Annotated in this window: 14 protein-coding genes, 1 tRNA gene and 1 pseudogene; 3 read left to right on the top strand and 13 right to left on the bottom strand. The window is 57.0% G+C overall.

The window, feature by feature from the left end; genetic code table 11:
- Nucleotides 1–4: 4 nt before the first annotated feature.
- On the top strand, nucleotides 5–1,234 hold the full coding sequence (locus tag ACJ5NV_RS16060) for an ABC transporter permease (RefSeq protein ID WP_411645323.1): 1,230 nt from the start codon (nucleotides 5–7) through the stop codon (nucleotides 1,232–1,234).
- A gap of 8 nt (nucleotides 1,235–1,242) precedes the next feature.
- On the opposite strand, the gene ACJ5NV_RS16065 is transcribed toward ACJ5NV_RS16060, so the two are convergent.
- From ACJ5NV_RS16065 to ACJ5NV_RS16095, 7 genes are all read right to left on the bottom strand, one after another.
- Complete coding sequence (locus tag ACJ5NV_RS16065) at nucleotides 1,243–2,172, bottom strand: AEC family transporter (RefSeq protein ID WP_411645324.1); 930 nt, start codon at nucleotides 2,170–2,172, stop codon at nucleotides 1,243–1,245.
- 67 nt (nucleotides 2,173–2,239) lie between these two features.
- Nucleotides 2,240–3,043 (bottom strand): MBL fold metallo-hydrolase, encoded by an 804-nt coding sequence (locus ACJ5NV_RS16070; protein WP_411645326.1) that lies wholly within the window; start codon nucleotides 3,041–3,043, stop codon nucleotides 2,240–2,242.
- Complete coding sequence (locus tag ACJ5NV_RS16075; RefSeq protein WP_411645328.1) at nucleotides 3,040–3,828, bottom strand: TatD family hydrolase; 789 nt, start codon at nucleotides 3,826–3,828, stop codon at nucleotides 3,040–3,042. Before ACJ5NV_RS16075 ends, ACJ5NV_RS16070 begins: the two co-directional genes overlap by 4 nt.
- A 12-nt stretch (nucleotides 3,829–3,840) precedes the next feature.
- Nucleotides 3,841–4,947: a DNA polymerase III subunit delta' gene (locus tag ACJ5NV_RS16080; protein ID WP_411645329.1), complete on the bottom strand. Its 1,107-nt coding sequence runs from the start codon at nucleotides 4,945–4,947 to the stop codon at nucleotides 3,841–3,843.
- Nucleotides 4,944–5,552 carry a dTMP kinase gene (tmk, locus tag ACJ5NV_RS16085; protein WP_411645331.1) on the bottom strand — a complete coding sequence of 203 codons (609 nt, stop codon included), beginning with the start codon at nucleotides 5,550–5,552 and terminating at the stop codon, nucleotides 4,944–4,946. The genes ACJ5NV_RS16080 and tmk overlap by 4 nt, the downstream gene beginning before the upstream one ends.
- Nucleotides 5,549–6,736: a D-alanyl-D-alanine carboxypeptidase family protein gene (locus tag ACJ5NV_RS16090; RefSeq protein ID WP_411645377.1), complete on the bottom strand. Its 1,188-nt coding sequence runs from the start codon at nucleotides 6,734–6,736 to the stop codon at nucleotides 5,549–5,551. The genes tmk and ACJ5NV_RS16090 overlap by 4 nt, the downstream gene beginning before the upstream one ends.
- A 31-nt stretch (nucleotides 6,737–6,767) precedes the next feature.
- On the bottom strand, nucleotides 6,768–7,682 hold the full coding sequence (locus tag ACJ5NV_RS16095) for an SPOR domain-containing protein (RefSeq protein WP_411645333.1): 915 nt from the start codon (nucleotides 7,680–7,682) through the stop codon (nucleotides 6,768–6,770).
- Between the two features lie 245 nt (nucleotides 7,683–7,927).
- Between ACJ5NV_RS16095 and ACJ5NV_RS16100 the strand changes: the two genes are divergently transcribed.
- Nucleotides 7,928–8,017, top strand: a tRNA-Ser gene (locus tag ACJ5NV_RS16100).
- Nucleotides 8,018–8,074: 57 nt separating this feature from the next.
- Here ACJ5NV_RS16100 and ACJ5NV_RS16105 read toward each other — a convergent pair.
- From ACJ5NV_RS16105 to ACJ5NV_RS16125, 5 genes and pseudogenes are all read right to left on the bottom strand, one after another.
- Nucleotides 8,075–8,251 (bottom strand): annotated as a pseudogene (locus ACJ5NV_RS16105) (IS3 family transposase); the annotation flags it as partial.
- Between the two features lie 158 nt (nucleotides 8,252–8,409).
- Complete coding sequence (locus tag ACJ5NV_RS16110) at nucleotides 8,410–9,756, bottom strand: polysaccharide biosynthesis/export family protein (protein ID WP_411645335.1); 1,347 nt, start codon at nucleotides 9,754–9,756, stop codon at nucleotides 8,410–8,412.
- A 126-nt stretch (nucleotides 9,757–9,882) separates the two neighbouring features.
- Entirely contained in the window at nucleotides 9,883–10,092 is a 210-nt protein-coding gene (locus tag ACJ5NV_RS16115) for a hypothetical protein (RefSeq protein WP_411645337.1), read from the bottom strand.
- Nucleotides 10,093–10,225: 133 nt separating this feature from the next.
- Nucleotides 10,226–10,855, bottom strand: a complete 630-nt coding sequence (locus tag ACJ5NV_RS16120) for a YjbF family lipoprotein (RefSeq protein WP_411645338.1) — start codon at nucleotides 10,853–10,855, stop codon at nucleotides 10,226–10,228.
- Nucleotides 10,852–12,996, bottom strand: coding sequence for a YjbH domain-containing protein (locus ACJ5NV_RS16125; RefSeq protein WP_411645339.1), 2,145 nt, complete (start codon nucleotides 12,994–12,996; stop codon nucleotides 10,852–10,854). Before ACJ5NV_RS16125 ends, ACJ5NV_RS16120 begins: the two co-directional genes overlap by 4 nt.
- 37 nt (nucleotides 12,997–13,033) lie before the next feature.
- Between ACJ5NV_RS16125 and ACJ5NV_RS16130 the strand changes: the two genes are divergently transcribed.
- On the top strand, nucleotides 13,034–13,930 hold the full coding sequence (locus ACJ5NV_RS16130) for a metallophosphoesterase family protein (protein WP_411645340.1): 897 nt from the start codon (nucleotides 13,034–13,036) through the stop codon (nucleotides 13,928–13,930).
- Between the two features lies 1 nt (nucleotide 13,931).
- Here the strand turns inward: ACJ5NV_RS16130 and ACJ5NV_RS16135 are convergent, their stop codons facing one another.
- Entirely contained in the window at nucleotides 13,932–15,548 is a 1,617-nt protein-coding gene (locus tag ACJ5NV_RS16135) for a polysaccharide biosynthesis protein (protein WP_411645342.1), read from the bottom strand.
- Nucleotides 15,549–15,948 lie beyond the last annotated feature (400 nt).

Here is a 15,948-nt window from a genome sequence, read left to right on the forward strand (position 1 = left end):
GCCAATGAGCGCGACACTGACACCGCAGGCAAAAGCCTTGGAAGACGACAATCTGATTAGCTTTACCATTCCGTTCACGGCCTTGCTTGGCGGTGTAATCGGTGTGTTGGTGGGCAAGGCGGCGGGGCTTGGCGTCTTGGCAGGGCTGGTTGCCGGGGCCGTACTGGCCGCGATCCTGGCCTTTGTGCTGGTGCGGATGTTGCCGCATCGGACCGGGCGCTTGGTGGCCATCGGCGTTTGCGGCATCCTTGGGCTGCTGCTGGGCGGCGTGGCTGGTTTGCTGGCGGGGCTATTGATGGGCGCGCTGATCGGCTGGTGCGCTTATTGGCTGGCCGATGGGACCTATCGCAAGGGTGTTCCCCCCTATGCGACGACAGGGCAAGTGCTGTGGCATAACAGTTTCAAACTGATCTGCGGCGCGATTTTCTTTTTCCTGATCGTACCAATCCTGATCATCATCCCGCTGTCTTTCAACGCCGAGAACTTCTTTACCTATACCCCTGAAATGCTGGCGCTGGACCCCGAAGGCTATTCGCTGCGCCATTATCGCGACTTCTTTGGCAATCCTGACTGGACGCGCCCGCTCAAAAACTCGCTGATCATTGCGCCCTTTGCGACGGTCATTTCGGTCTCGCTTGGGACGTTGGCCGCCATCGGGCTCAGCCAAAGCCACGTGCCATTCCGGCGGGGGATCATGGCGATCCTGATTTCGCCAATGATCGTGCCGCTGATTATTTCGGCCACGGGCATGTTCTTTTTCTACAGCCAGATGGGTCTGTGGATGGAAGACACGTTCGGCATGTCGAAATCACTGACCGGCTATATCAAGGTGATCCTCGCCCATGCGGCCTTGGGTATCCCTTTTGTCATCATCACGGTGACGGCGACGCTGGTGGGCTTTGACAAATCGCTGACACGGGCTGCGGCGAATATGGGCGCGACACCGACGGTCACGTTCTTTCGGGTACAAATGCCGCTGATCCTGCCCGGTGTGATCTCTGGCGGGCTCTTTGCCTTTATCACGTCGTTTGATGAGGTGGTCGTGGTGCTGTTCGTAGGCGCTGCTGCGCAAAAGACGTTGCCGTGGCAGATGTTCACGGGCCTGCGGGAACAGATCAGCCCGACCATTCTGGCGGTGGCAACGGTGCTTGTCGGTGTCTCAATCCTGCTGCTGGCGACGATTGAGCTGCTGCGCCGCCGGTCCGAGCGGATGCGGGGCATGTCGCCGACCTGATGCGCTTGTTACGGTAGCACGTACAGCCAGCACCAGATCGACAGAATGGAGAGGCCGGTCCCGATCAGCACGGCAGAGGCGGCAACCCGGCGCGCCTTGCCGTACATATTCGCAAAGAGATAAGCATTGATCCCCGGCGCCATCGCCGAGGTCAGGATGGCGGAACGGATTTCGTTGACTGTCAGGCCGAACCAATGCGACAGCCCCCAGACGATCATCGGATGCATCCCCAGTGAGATCGCGACAACGAAGAGGATCGCACGCATGTCGCCCTCGGGCCGGTAACGGTACAGCACGCCACCAAGCCCAAAGAGCGCGGCAGGCAAGGCTGCGCGAATGATCAGGTCCAGCGCATCTGTCAGCACGCCGGGCATCGGGATGCCGCCCAGATTAACGATGAACCCCAGCGTGATCCCGACGATCAGCGCGTTGCGGAACATGCCGTTCAGCACCTTGCCCGCCAACTGCGTCAGACTGCCGCCACGGTTGCGTGCGATTTCCATCGCGGTGATCCCGATCGCAAAACAAAATGGTGCATGGATCGCGATGATCGCATAATTCGCTTCAAGCGCCGTCGCACCATACGCCCGTTCAGTGATGGGCAGCCCTAGCAAAAGCGAGTTGGAGAAAAGACAGCAGAACCCGATGGCGACGCTGTCTTCCCAGTCACGGCCAAACAGGTAGCGCGCACCCAGCAGCCCGGTCACGAACCCGGCGAGTGCTCCGGCATAGAAGGTCACCAGAAGCGAAAGGTCGAAATCCTGCTTGAGATCAAGGGTAGAGATGGCGCGGAATAGCAGGCAGGGGATCGCAAAGCCTTGGGCGAATTTCATCAGCCCGTTCACGGCATCATCGCTGAAATATCCCTTCCAGACCGCCAGATAGCCAAAACCGATAACAAGGAAGACGGGCAGGATAATATTAATCAGGGCGGCCAAGGTCGGTACTTTCAATCGCTGCGGCAGCGCCGCATGTTATCGCTTTGCCCCGGCCGGGCTGGGTGGCTTAACCGACCGGAAAGGCCAGTGTCATGCCGTCATAGGCCGGATGAATATGGTCTGCCGTCTCGGCTTTGACCGTGTCGTAATCCAAATCGTTATGCATATTGGTTAGCACCGCTTGGCCGGGCTTGACGCGGTCGATCCAGCCCAACGTCTTGTCCAGATGCGCATGGGTCGGATGCGGCGCGCGGCGCAGGGCGTCGACGATCCAGCAGTCCAGCCCGGCAAGCGCAGGCCAGATCGGATCGGGAATGTCTGACACATCAGGCAGGTAAGCCACATCACCGATCCGGAACCCAAGCGCGTCAATAGACCCGTGTTCTACCTGAAACGGCGTCAGGCAGATTGGCCCGCCGGCACCTTCAATGGTGACATCCCCGTCAATCGTGTTCAGTTCGCAGATCGGCGGATAGGCAGAGCCTTTGGGCTGCACAAAGATATAGCCAAAGCGCGACAGCAGCGCATCGCCTGTGTCCCCATCTGCCCAGACCTGTAATTGTGCGCGGGTGTTGAAAACGATCATCCGCAGATCGTCGATCCCATGCACATGATCGGCGTGGGAATGGGTGTAGATCACCGCATCCAGCGTGCCGATACCCGCATCAAGAAGCTGGCTGCGCAGGTCCGGCGTTGTGTCAATTAGCACGCGGGTGATCTGATCGCCGCTGAGACGTTCCACCAGCAGGGAACAGCGGCGGCGGGTGTTCTTGGGGTTGGTCGGATCACAGTCGCCCCACAGCCCGCCCAGCCGCGGCACCCCACCGGAAGAGCCGCAGCCCAGAATGGTGAAGCGGAGCGTGTCGGTCATGCGGCGGCTTTCCAGAACAGCCGGTCAAAATTGGCGGTGGTCTGCGCGGCAAAGTCTTCGTAGCTCAGCCCGAACACCTCTGCCCCGACCTTGGCGGTATGGGCGGTGTATGCAGGCTCGTTCCGTTTGCCGCGATAGGGCGGGGGGGCCAGATAGGGGCTGTCGGTTTCGACCAATATGCGATCCACCGGGGCATTGGAAAAGATGTCGCGAAGTTCCTGGCTTTTGGGGAAAGCCGCGATGCCTGACATCGACAGATAGAACCCCAGATCAAGCGCGGCCTTGGCCAGCTCCGCACTGCTGGAAAAGCAATGCATGACGCAGGAATAGGCACCATTGGCATATTCCTCGGCCAAGATCCGGGCCATGTCGTCATCCGCCGCGCGGGCATGGATGATCAGGGGCAGTTTGGTGTCCCGCGCCGCCGCGATATGGACCCGCAGGCTGTCTTTTTGCACCTGCGCGCTGTCGGCAGTATAGTGATAATCCAGCCCGGTTTCGCCGATGCCCACGAATTTCGGATGATCGGCCAGCGCGACCAGTTCATCAAGCGTGGCCAGTGGTTCATCTGCCGCGCTCATCGGGTGGGTACCAGCGGCGTAGAAGACCGGATCAAAGCGTTCGGCAATGGCGCGGACTTGCGGTTCAAGACGCAGTTTGGTGCAGATCGTCACCATCCGTTCCACGCCTGCATCCAACGCGCGCTGGATCACATCGGGGCGTTCTGCGTCAAAATCGGGAAAATCCAGATGGCAGTGGCTATCGACGATTTTTGCTTGTGTCACCTTAGCCTGCCTTCACGCTGCGGCGACCGATTGCGCCGTCTCTTCGATCTTGAAAACCATATCAAGGATCAGCGCCGCAGGGTCAAGGTTCACCGCCCGCCCGTGGCGGGACCGCTCGGATAGATCCTGCTGTAACTGCGCCCAGCGGCGAGCGGCGTGATCGTCAGGTGACAGCCGCGCGAGCAGCCGTGCTTCACCGGGTGCGCCCTGGCTTTGCGGCTCTCCCATCAGGCCGGCATGGGCGGCGCGCGACAGGAACAGGTCGATCAGGTCCAGCGTCATGCCAAACCGCACATCAGCCCCGCGTCCGGCGCAGCTATCGGCCAGTTTGAGCGCGGCAGGCCGGTCAATATGGGGCAGACCGTCGAAGATCCGCACGATTTCCGCATAAAGCGGCAGGCCGTCATGGTTCAGCAATCGGATTGCATCACCCGCTGACCCGCCCGCCAGCGTGCTCAGGCTTTCGCCGTGATCGGTCGGGTGGCCTGCCTGCGCCAGCGCGCGTTGCAGGTCATCTGCGGCCAGCGGGCTGCACCGCAGCTCGCGGCAGCGCGACCGGATCGTCGGCAGCAGGCGCGAGGGCTGATGCGCGATCAGCAGGATCGTTGAGTTCGCGGGTGGTTCTTCAAGTTCCTTGAGAATCGCATTGGCGGCATTGCGGTTCAATTCATCCGCCGCATCGACAATCACAACGCGGCGTCCGCCGTCGGTGGCGGACATGTGAAAGAATGTTTTGAGGTTACGCACCGCATCCACGGTGATTTCCGCCCGCAGCTTCTTGGTCTTGTCATCCCAGGGCCGCCGGATCAGTGACAGACCGGGGTGCGCGCCCGACAGGATCAGCCGGGCGTCAGGGTGATCGGGATCAACGGCAAGGGACGGATCGCCAAACAAGCCGACCTCTGGGTTTGCCAGCAGGAAGGTTGCGATTTTCCACGCCAGTGTCGCCTTGCCCACGCCGCGCGGCCCGGTGATCAACCAGCCCGAATGTAACCGGCCAGAGGTGAAGGCATCCAGAAAAGCGTCCTCTGCCCGCGCCTGCCCGTAAAGGGTCGGCGTTTCGCGGGGGTGCGGCGCGCCTTCGATCCGGTCTGGTTCTGGGAGCGTGTCATCGCTCATGCGTAGGCCGCGATTTCAGAGGCGATCTGGTCTGGCGTCCGGTTTCCGTCGATTAGCACGCAGCGTTTCGGATCGGCATGGGCCAGCGCCAGAAATCCGTGGCGCAGGGTTTCCTGAAAAGACAGGCCGAAGTCTTCAAACCGGTCTTCGCCGGATTTGCGGGCAAGGCCACGTTCCAGTGCTATGGCCGGGTCCATGTCGATGATGAATGTCAGGTCGGGTTCGCGTTCGATCATCAGGCTGTGCAGCTGATCGACCATCATCCGTAGATCGCCACGCGTGGCCCCCTGATAGACGCGGGTGCTGTCAGCAAAACGGTCGCAGATCACGGTCTTGCCTGCGGCCAGTGCCGGTTGGATCGTCTTTTCCAAATGGTCGCGACGGGCGGCGGTAAACAGCAGGATTTCGGTTTCAGCTGACCAACGCTCTGGATCGCCTGTCAGCACAAGTTGGCGAATTTCCTCGGCCCCCGGGCTGCCGCCCGGTTCACGGGTCAGGATGATATCGGCCCCCTGCGTTTGCAGATGCTCGGCAAAGCGCCGGGATTGGGTGGATTTGCCGGAACCGTCAATACCTTCAAAGGTGATAAAGCGCGGTTTGCTCATGCCTCCTCGGCGGGGGCGTCTTCGGCATCCGCTTGCGGCCCGTATTTCTGCCAGAGCACCAAAGCGGCGGTGCGCACCCGTGTGGCAAAGCCGCCCCGGTTCACCTCTGCATCGGCCACCAGATCGACCCGTTTTTCAGGCAGACCTTCGAAATTGATGACCAGTTCACCCAGCTTCTGGCCTGCGCTGATCGGGGCTTCAATCGGGCCGGAATAAATCACCTCGGCATCGACGCTGCCTTGGTTCAGGACCGGCACCAGAAGGTTCAGATCCTCTGCCACAGTCAGCCCAATGGTCGGGGCGTCGCCCATCCAGACGTCCGCGCGGGCGATGCTGGTGCCGCTGCGCGCGACCTCTTTTTCCGCGAATTGCAGAAAGGCCCAGTTGACCAGCCGCTCTGCCTCTTCCGCGCGCTGCGCCTGAGAGTCGAGCCCGGTGATCACAAATATGACGCGGCGGTCGCCCTGCTTGGCAGAGCCCACCAGCCCGTAACCTGCTTCTTGCGTGTGACCCGTCTTGAGCCCATCCGCACCGATGCCCAGCGACAGCAGCGGGTTGCGGTTTCTGGAATTCGACGGGACACGCCCGTCAAAAGGAAACTCTTCTTCCGAGAAGAGCGGGTAAAAGGTGGGGAAATCCCGAATCAGATGATCGGCAAGGATGCCTAGATCTTTCATCGACATGCGGTGCCCGGCGGCAGGCCAGCCATTCGCATTGGCAAAGGTGGAATTCATCATGCCCATCTGCTGCGCACGTTGGGTCATCATTCGGGCAAAACCCGCCTCTGTCCCATCGGGGGACAAGGCCTCGGCCAGCACGGTGCTGGCATCATTGCCAGATACGATGATGACACCACGCAGCAAATCCTCGACCGATACGCGATCAGTGGTATCAAGGAACATCGACGACCCGCCATAGCTGGCCGCATGGGTCGACACGGGCAGGACCTGATCTATGGCCAGACGGCCATCGGCAATCGCCTCGAACGTCATGTAGACGGTCATCAATTTGGACATAGAGGCCGGGGGCAACGGGGTATTTTCGTTTTCGGCCAGAAGAACGGTATTCGTCGACTGATCAAACACATAGGCCGCCGTGGCGCGAGTGTCGAAGCTTTGTGCGCTCACGGCCGTTCCGGTCAGGAACACAACAAGCGCTGCAAGGTGAACGGCGAGGAATTTCATAGGTGTCATGCTCCGCTTTGGTGTGGCCAATCTAGCCTTCTGTCACAAAGGCATCAACAAAGCCCAGACCTTGAACCTGCACAACGGCGGCATCGCGCGCCTCTTTATCCAGCCCGGCCCCGGCGACCACGCGCCAGACCGTGCGACCGCTGGCCTCTTCCGGCACGACCACACTTTCGATCCCGGCGGTGCTGATCTGCTGTGCCGCGCCATCCGCATTGGCCTGCACGCTGAACACACCAATCTGGATCAGCGGCCCGTCCGGCAGGTCGACCGCAGGGGCGGCAACGGCGGCTTCTGCTTCCGGCGCTGTATCTGCGGCAGTGGCGTCTGCATTCGGGGCAGGGGGCAACACTACATCGACCCGGTCTGCAGGGACGGCCGCATCAGCGGCGTCAATCGCTGCTGCAGCGGCGCCAGCCACCGGGGCAAGCGGTGTGGATGCCACCGCTACAGGCGCATCCAGATCAGCGACCACGGGGTTGAGTTCGGGTGTTTCTTCGACCTCAACCTCTTCGCGGCGCAGCACGACCACATTCAATTCACTTGGCGCACCGGCCAGCAGGCCCAACTGCTCTGCCGCATCGGACGACACTTGCAGCAGCGGGCCGGGGTTTTCACGTTCGCGGCGGAACAGGGCACCCGTGACAGATTGTCCATTCGCCGGGTTGCGGATGATCACCCGCTCGGGGTCTTTCACATCAGGGTGCGCGACCCAGACGCCACCCAGTGACGGGCGACCGTCCCAAAGCCCGCGATCCGTGACCTCGAACACGTCCGGGCGTTCGACATCGCGCGTGCCGGGCTCTTGCGCCGCATTCACCGCAGGGGCAGGGGCGTCGCCGGTTTGTGCGCCTGTGTCCTCACAAGCCGTCAGCGCCGTCACGGCCACCGTGGTAAGCAAGATCGCAAATCTGCCGCGTATCATGTTTGTTTTGCCTGTCATTTTCCGCCCCTGTGTCTTGCGCACTCGTTCACCGCACACGCCTTATTGTCGATCCGGGATCATTGGTTGTCTTGTACGGCATCGGCATGTCCGGCGCCACCGACAACGTCCTTGACCCACGTCTTTACGGCACGATAGCGCTGCGCGGACCGTATTGGAAGGCTGTGGCCTGAAATGTCGGCGAAAATCCCCGCTGTGGAAAGCACCTTTCCGAATCAGAATTTCATCGCTAACAGGGCGCGGTCGGAGGAGTGGCAGAGTGGTTGAATGCACCGGTCTTGAAAACCGACGTAGGTGAAAGTCTACCGTGGGTTCGAATCCCACCTCCTCCGCCATAGATGGCCGTCATACATTTGTTTTCATTTATAAAGCATGTCAGGTGTTGGCATTGGTCCTGGCTGCTTGCCATAGACCCGGATCAGCGTGCTGAACTGTCTGGCAACCCGGGCGCCTGATGACAGGCTCGTGTCCGTCATGAAGCACAAGCATTCCCGCGTGATACCGTCGATCACAGCCAAAATCCGGCACTTCCGCGAGATGTCGAAGCTGTCGGACACGCGGTTCAACGTCAAACACCTGACATGAAGCATTCTCCCAAACGGGATGAAACACCAGTAAGATTCACAACGATTCAAGCTTTAAGCCGGCGCTTTAGGCCTTAATGAGTATCCGCGGGCATGGGATATCTTGCAGCCAAGAGAGGCAGTGAACTGTTGGTGTTGCCAAGTCAGTTGCTAGCCAACGCGGCGCCGGATGTGATGAGTGACGGGATTAGTTGCTGGACGACGCGGTTCCATCTTGTAACGGGCTGTTCAGCTATGAAGACAATGTCGTTCGGCAAAAGGTTCATCCGCGTCGCGAGAAGCAAATTGGTGACATCGCGTGCGTTCAGATGCCAGGCGCTCACAGCGCCAAAATCGCCCTCGGCGCTGCGTAGTACATATATTTGCGCCGGATTGCCTGTCTCTGCCGAAAAACCACCATCGGCATAGAGTGCATCGGCCAAAGTGGTTTGTCGCCCGAATGGCATAGCAAAGCGCCCCGGTTTCGTGACCTCTCCGGTCAAATAAACAAAGTCGCGGTCTACCGCATCAAGGGAGATCCGTTCTTGAAAGTTTCCGCGTGCTTCGGTCAGGGTCTCGCGCCGCAACGCTATTTCGGTGCTTAGCTGCATCAAAGCCTGTGTACGTTTTTGCAGGTTAAATTCTGCAAGGGTGATCTGTTCGGCGAAATATGCCTGGGCTTTTTCAAGCTCAAAAGCAGTATCTACAAAGACGTTGTCGCCAGCGGCAAGACGGGTCTTTTGCAGGTCAGGTTCGCTAAGGTATCGGGTCAGGGGGATTTGATAAAGTATGCCGTCACGGTAGATGCGGATAGATGCGAAATCCACATCGGCGGTCGTAATGCCGCCTGCGCGCACAAGTGCCTCTTCCAGATGTAGCGGTGTCAAAGTAACGGGCACGATTTTGGGCGTCGCGACCGCGCCACCCAAAGAAATGCGCTGCGAGTTGAACTCTGCTACTTCAAGGCTAAAGGTGGGCTCGATCCGGCTCTGCACAAGTCTTTCGAAAAGCTGCGCCTCTGCCTCTTCCAATGTTAGGCCATCAATGGCGATGCGGCCGACATCGGGGACTGCAATCGCCCCATCGTCTTGGACCGTATAACCTTGACGGCTATTTTGAGCGGCAAGCAGGCCGCTAAGTTCCTCTACTGAGTTACTGGTCGATTTGATTGCAAGTAGAACAACGTCACCAACACCGATCCGATAAGGGCCAGGGTTTATTTCAGGCGGAAGCCGCGTGAACAGGGTTGCGGGGCGCTGCTGTTCAGACAGGCTTGGCTGAGGTGTCGTACCAGTGCCGCGCAAAAATGAACCACTGCCGGCATTCTGGAAAAATTCATTGGGGATTTGCCGCGGGGTATAGGTATTACGGTTTGCCACAAGAACGCTATCCGTGGTCAGTGGAATGACACGCACTTTTCCGTCTGCGGCGCTTACTTGTGGGGAAATATATGCCACGCCACATGCGCTAAGAGAAACGGCAATAAACACCCCGAAAATCCACTTTTTCATATGTTCTTTCAAGCGCATTATCTTGGGCTGGCCTGCCCGGAAGGGCAAGTTATGTCAGCGCAGTTAATAGACAAAGGCAGGCGCTTAGGGCCTGCCTTCGATTTCACACTTAGCCTAATTGCTAAGCTAGTCAGTGGTGCCAGATGACGAACCATCGCCGTCTGCAATGAGAACTGCAATGGTAATAACGCCCGCAATAATTGTAAGCGTGGTCGTCGCGCCCAATGCGCCGAAGCCTTGGATCCCTGTCACAGGATCAATAGGAACAACTTCTTGCGCAGCCAAAGGTGCAGCTGCAAGTGCAGCGGTGATTGCGAGAGGAGCGAAAAACTTCATCGGAATTTCCTTTAGGTTCGTTAACGTCGTACGTTCTGCATATTCATTCAGTTGTTAATGAATCATATCCACTTAACCAATGGTTGTAAATGGTGTCTGGAGCCTAAGCGGATCATTCGCCGCGTTAGTGAGGCTACTTTAGGCGCTCTGTCGTGATGTAACCGAGTTGAGGTGATATCCACTGGCGCGACATCACAATTTGTCCTTTTGAATTCGTGGTATAGCTATTCTCAAATGAATCTGAGGATGACTGACAAGATTCATTTATCTGTGTTGGCGTTAATGCGACGTAACGACAAACAAAGCTCTGCGGCACTAGCTGATTTTCACCATTTAGATAGCGATGGATTCGCACCGCTCTTGGCCGTGCGTCGGTTATCGCGCTGAGTGGTTCCGCAACATCCGCTGTCATCAGGTCATAGCCAAAGCCGCGGGTTGCGACCAGCATCCCGTTTTCTGTGCTGATGCTGACCCCATCAGGTGTGAGAAATGTTTCCACCCCAGCGTTGCGTCCGCCCAAGACTAAAATAGCAGCGCCCTGCAAAGCAGGCACCTGCGCCAGAAGAACCGGCCCATCAATTTGCGCAAGTGCCTGCGGCGTGACGGCCGCGCGCAGGGCATCAATATCGGCTGTGGCTGTCGTTTTATCAGGTGAGGTGAAACGCTGCCAAAGCCCCTTGATCAGCTCATCATTTGCCGTGTTCCCACAGCCTGACAATGCAAGTGCACCCGCCAGAAACCAACGAAGTTTAAGGAAAATCATCGCCAGAACCGTCCCCAATTTCCGCGCATGGCATCATCATGATACCCGCGCACGGTTTCATAAAGCCGGCCGTCAACAATCAGGCGCGCGCCCCCATCACGTGTGAGTGGACGCATTGTGACAGTTTCAACGCGGCGGCTGGGTGTGCCAAGGACGTACTCCAAGGGGATCGAAAGCCGTAATCCTTTGTCAAAGGACCCTTCGCCAAAATCCTTTGCCGAGATGTCTGTACGCGTGGCGAAAGCACCAATGCGCCACCCGTTGTCAAATTCGCGATCCAGAGAGATCGTCGCACCGTAATCTCCGGCCAGATAACGGCCTACATCTAGTTGGAGATGCAAGTTGTTTTCGAACGCATAATAAGCAGAAATGTGACCTGTCACGACATCGTAGTCTTGAAACCCAAACAACTGGTCGAAATCACGTTGCTTTACATAGTTCAGTTCTGTGCCCAGCGCTAATCGGCTGTTAACAGGTTTCCAAAGCACCTCGGTTGAAAGCCCGCCAAACATGGGTTCCAGATAGCCGCCCGTCACCCGGCCGTAATAATCAGGCGCGAGATTGAATTGATAAACCGCAGTCAGGCGATTGATCGATGGATCGCCTTGGGCAGCATAGATCGGACCGTCCGTGCGCACCCGCTGGATGGCAGATGTGGATTCGCGCCCGTCATCGCGGTTTCCACCGATACGTTTGCGCAGTGCGCCGTCGAGGATCAGGCCAGGTGCGATGTCATAGCGCGCCGATAGCTCAAGACCGACGTCAGCGCGGATCGGGCTGTCCGGGTCGAAGAAAGACGTGCTCACATATGGCCCAAGACGCCATTGCAAAAAGGGATAGAGACCGTCGGTATAGGTTGCCCCTTCATTTGCATTAGAGGCGTCGCGAATTTGCGCCCGCGCATAGGACTGCCATGCGTTATCAGGAGCAAATTCAAGCTCTTCAATGTCACTCCGGCGTAGCTGTATTGCTGCTGCATTGATGCCGTCATTGACTGGTACAATGGTAAAAACCTCCACCGATGCAGGCATTGCACGTGTCAGGATGCGGGCGACACGGCCCACGGCTTCTGGTCCTGCCATGTATCTGTCATTGCGAAACAAGACGGTCACAGCGGTTGGTGCGATAGTCATCGCCTCAAGCGTCATACCTTCAAATGCAAGCAACCGGTCCACATTGTCGCGCAGGATGCGCGGCGCATCGGCTTGTTGGGTCCATGCCAGATCAGGCGCCACGCCGGGAGCGCGTGGCACGACAGGGGAGGGGCGCAAGTTTGTGCTGCCATAGACAGCGGGTTCTTTCGGGTTGAGACGGAAGCTCATTGTCGCACCCACTTCGCTGCCATACAGGTAATAGGCTTGCAAAGAAACATCGTCTGATATGGCATAAGACAGCCCAAAATTCAGGGGTGAATTTCGCTCAAAAAGGTCGCGTCCGGCATCCGTTTCAAGGATGTAGGCGTCAGATGAATACTCAGCCAGCAAGGTCAGATCGTCGGTCGCCCGCCAAGAAACGCCGCCGAACAGCGCAGCATCCCCCCGAAACCATTCACCATTTTCTAACTGACCACCGATACCTGATATCTCGATGGGGCGATCATTGAGGCTCTTGTCGAAAGCACCGAGAGGGTTTTCAAATCCCCTGTAAGACCCAATGCGGCCCCACCCAATTCCCCCGGTTACAGCGATCGCGGGTGTCAGACGCTTCGTCGCGACGATGTATTCGCCAGAGTAAATACCGGTTCCGACCATATCCTGCAGACCGATGGCGATTGCCGGGCGCAATGCACCTTCATCGACCAGTCGGTAACGTAGATCAAAAGAGCGATCAAAGGTATCTTCGCCAGTCGCGATCACCCAGTCCTGAATTTGCGAATAGCGAAAGCTGCCCGAAAGACGCGGACTGATCTGGAAGCTAAGGGTCGTGCGAGTGGTTCCTGCAAAGTATCCATAGGTTGCGGCCAATTCCGCATCAGCAGCGCTTTGCGCCGTCGGCATATCGATCAAACCGGGCGTGCCATATAGGTTATAGACATATGGCCTATTTTTGTCGTCTTGTTGCGCGTGTACTTGCCAAGGCAGACAAGCGCAGCAGACAAGAGCCCAAAGCTTATCATAGCATTTTGCTGCGTCTGACGACATTCTTCCCCCTACTGGGATACTTCTATCAAGGTACAAATTGACACAGGTCACTACAATCTTTCGGCCCATCACAACAACAACCTGTGGGGGATTGCAAGGTGGCGTAACACCCGCCAAACACATCTATTGTAAAACTTGCGAGTCTGAAGAACATGGGAGAAAGTTATTGCGACAATTCCTCAAGATCTTAGCAGGAAAGCGTTCCGACGCAGCGGCGTACAACACTTCGACAGAGAATTCTTTGCGTCCTGACGCCCCATTTTATGCTGTTGGCGATATTCATGGGTGCGTTGATCTTTTGCAGGTATTGTTAGGCCAGATCGGCAGGGCTGCGGACGAACAGATTGTATTTCTTGGTGATTATATCGACCGCGGGCCAGATTCCGCGGCGACGCTCAAGGCACTTTATGATCTATCGCATCGTCGCCCCGGCAAAGTCACTTGTTTGCTGGGCAACCATGAGAAAATGATGTGCGACTTCATCGACGACCCACTGGGTCGGGGCGCCAGATGGTCTCAATTTGGTGGCCGAGAAACGCTTGCCAGCTATGGAATTGATATTCCGGTAACGCCGAGCTCTGACGAATTGTTAGAGGCATGTGACGCGCTTGAAGCTGCCCTGCCATCACCAATTCTGCCTTGGCTTCGCGCAATGCCATTGTCTTGGAACAGCGGTAATGTTTGGTGCGTTCATGCCGCGATGGACCCTGAACGTGCGCCTGACATGCAGCGATCAAGAACGCTGCTTTGGGGGCATAAGGCGTTCCTTGGCCAACGCCGGCAGGACGGCAATTGTGTCGTACATGGCCATACGGTTGTGCAAAACCCATCAAATCGAGACAGCAGGATCTCCGTTGATACGGGCGCATATATGACGGGTCGTCTGACTGCGGCTTATGTATCGCAGGAATCCTGCGAGTTCATAAGTACATAAATCAGGCCAATGCGCTTGCATGCATAGGCACGTGATAGCCTTCGACCCGGCCTTCAATAATGCGCCGTAGCGCTGCAGGATCGGCGCTCGCAATTGCAGCCTCTGTGCTGCGAAGCAAGGAGGCAACCTCAATCTCGCTCAGCGGGACTTCTTCCGCGCGCAGGATTTTTGCGTGCGGTGTTGTAGACAAGTTTTCTGTAATGAGCAGCTCTTCATAAAGCTTTTCACCCGGACGCAAGCCAGTGATCTCTATCTTGATATCGCCGGGTGAATCGTCAGTTTCCTTCAGTGTGCGGCCCGACAAAGCGATCATACGCTTTGCGACATCGATGATCTTTTGTGGCCGCCCCATATCAAGCACAAAAACATCACCACCTTGTGCGTAGGCACCCGCCAGCAACACAAGCCGTGCGGCCTCTGGAATAGTCATAAAGAACCGCGTCACGTCAGGGTGTGTGACGGTTAAGGGTCCTCCTGATGCAATCTGTTTCTGGAAAAGAGGGAGAACCGACCCGGATGAGCCCAGCACGTTGCCGAAACGGACCATTGCGTAACGTGTTTTTGGTGCGCGCGTCTGAATGTCCTGCACGACAAGCTCTGCCATACGTTTCGTTGCGCCCATGATGCTGGTTGGCCGCACGGCTTTGTCTGTTGAAACAAGGATGAAGCGTTCGATGCCAGCCTGGTTTGCCACATCGGCGACGATTTTTGTGCCAATGACGTTGTTTGATGCCGCCTCGATTTCGTTGTGTTCGACGAGGGGCACATGCTTGTACGCAGCCGCATGAAGGATGATATCGACATTCTCTTCTGCCACGACACGCGCGACGCATCCTCGGTTTTTCACCGAACCGAGGCGCGGGAGAACTGTAATATCTGTCTGTGCTGTCAATTCCGAAAGTTCGAGTTCAATCGCGTATAGCGCGTATTCACATTGTTCAAATAGCACGATGCAGGTCGGTCTGCAGTTTATCAATTGCCGACACAATTCGGACCCAATGGAGCCCCCTGCACCCGTGACCATGACGACGCGTCCGGCGTAGGCTTTGGCAATTTCCGGGCTATCAAGTTCGACCTTATCGCGATCAAGCAATTCATCGGGTGACACAGGGCGTAAAGATGTCTGGAGACTGCGCCCTGACATCAGATCAATAAAGGAAGGAAGAACTTGCACTTCAACCGGAAGTTTTGTCAGCCGGGCATAAAGTTCATTGCGGCTTTGCTCCGACAGTGACGGGATCGCCAGCAGAATACGGGCAATGCCGTATTTCTCAATCAGATGCGGCAATTCACTCGGCGGTCGGACTTCCAGCCCCGCGACGACGACCCTGTGCAGCGTGGGATTATCATCAACAAACAGTATAGGCCGCGCCTCGACTGATTGGCGCAATGCGGCGGCCAGTTGGATACCAGCAGCACCGGCACCATAGATGATGACTGGCAAGCAAGTACTTTTATTCTGACTGATATGACGTAGCGCATAAAGGCCAAATATACGCGTCGACAACGCCAGAACAAAGAAAATAATGCCAAAAATGAGCGGTACAGATCTCGGGCCGGATAGGTTCAGTAGGTAACTTGCAGCAATCCCGGCCAGCGATAACATCGCAGCGGCCATCGCGATCCGGACCGTCGCATCGCTTTCAATCGTGTGCAGTTTGGCACGATGCAGGCCGAACAAAAGAATAACTGCGGGGCTGACCAAGACAACGACCGGCAATAGAGACACCGACACATTCGGAGAGGAAAATGGCCAGAAATTTCCGTAACGCAAGGCAACTGCAGAGTAATAGCTGATCAGAACGATGAGACAGTCAGCAGCCAGAAAAACGAGTTTTTTCTTGGTCCGCGACATCGACAAAAGATGCGCTATCAAAGGTCACACTCCACCTAGGGTATAAATAACAAATGCTTATTTAACTTCTCTTCATCAAGTTAAGGACAACTTTACATTGTTTAAATGATTCTTAAAGATCCCTTAAGTGGATTTTCACAGCCGTGTAGATTGCCTTCCTGCG

Origin of the sequence: Loktanella agnita (assembly GCF_046640325.1) — a bacterium.
In the GTDB taxonomy this organism is placed as follows: Bacteria; Pseudomonadota; Alphaproteobacteria; order Rhodobacterales; family Rhodobacteraceae; genus Yoonia; species Yoonia agnita.

Bases quoted from the DNA above. Each gene is read 5' to 3' on its own strand.
- ACJ5NV_RS16115 (WP_411645337.1), bottom strand. From the start codon at position 10,092: ATGAAGTTTTTCGCTCCTCTCGCAATCACCGCTGCACTTGCAGCTGCA.
- ACJ5NV_RS16070 (WP_411645326.1), bottom strand. From the start codon at position 3,043: ATGACCGACACGCTCCGCTTCACCATTCTGGGCTGCGGCTCTTCCGGT.
- ACJ5NV_RS16060 (WP_411645323.1), top strand. From the start codon at position 5: ATGAGCGCGACACTGACACCGCAGGCAAAAGCCTTGGAAGACGACAAT.
- ACJ5NV_RS16125 (WP_411645339.1), bottom strand. From the start codon at position 12,996: ATGTCGTCAGACGCAGCAAAATGCTATGATAAGCTTTGGGCTCTTGTC.
- ACJ5NV_RS16135 (WP_411645342.1), bottom strand. From the start codon at position 15,548: ATGGCCGCTGCGATGTTATCGCTGGCCGGGATTGCTGCAAGTTACCTA.
- ACJ5NV_RS16110 (WP_411645335.1), bottom strand. From the start codon at position 9,756: ATGAAAAAGTGGATTTTCGGGGTGTTTATTGCCGTTTCTCTTAGCGCA.
- ACJ5NV_RS16120 (WP_411645338.1), bottom strand. From the start codon at position 10,855: ATGATTTTCCTTAAACTTCGTTGGTTTCTGGCGGGTGCACTTGCATTG.
- ACJ5NV_RS16090 (WP_411645377.1), bottom strand. From the start codon at position 6,736: ATGAAATTCCTCGCCGTTCACCTTGCAGCGCTTGTTGTGTTCCTGACC.
- tmk (WP_411645331.1), bottom strand. From the start codon at position 5,552: ATGAGCAAACCGCGCTTTATCACCTTTGAAGGTATTGACGGTTCCGGC.
- ACJ5NV_RS16080 (WP_411645329.1), bottom strand. From the start codon at position 4,947: ATGAGCGATGACACGCTCCCAGAACCAGACCGGATCGAAGGCGCGCCG.
- ACJ5NV_RS16095 (WP_411645333.1), bottom strand. From the start codon at position 7,682: ATGACAGGCAAAACAAACATGATACGCGGCAGATTTGCGATCTTGCTT.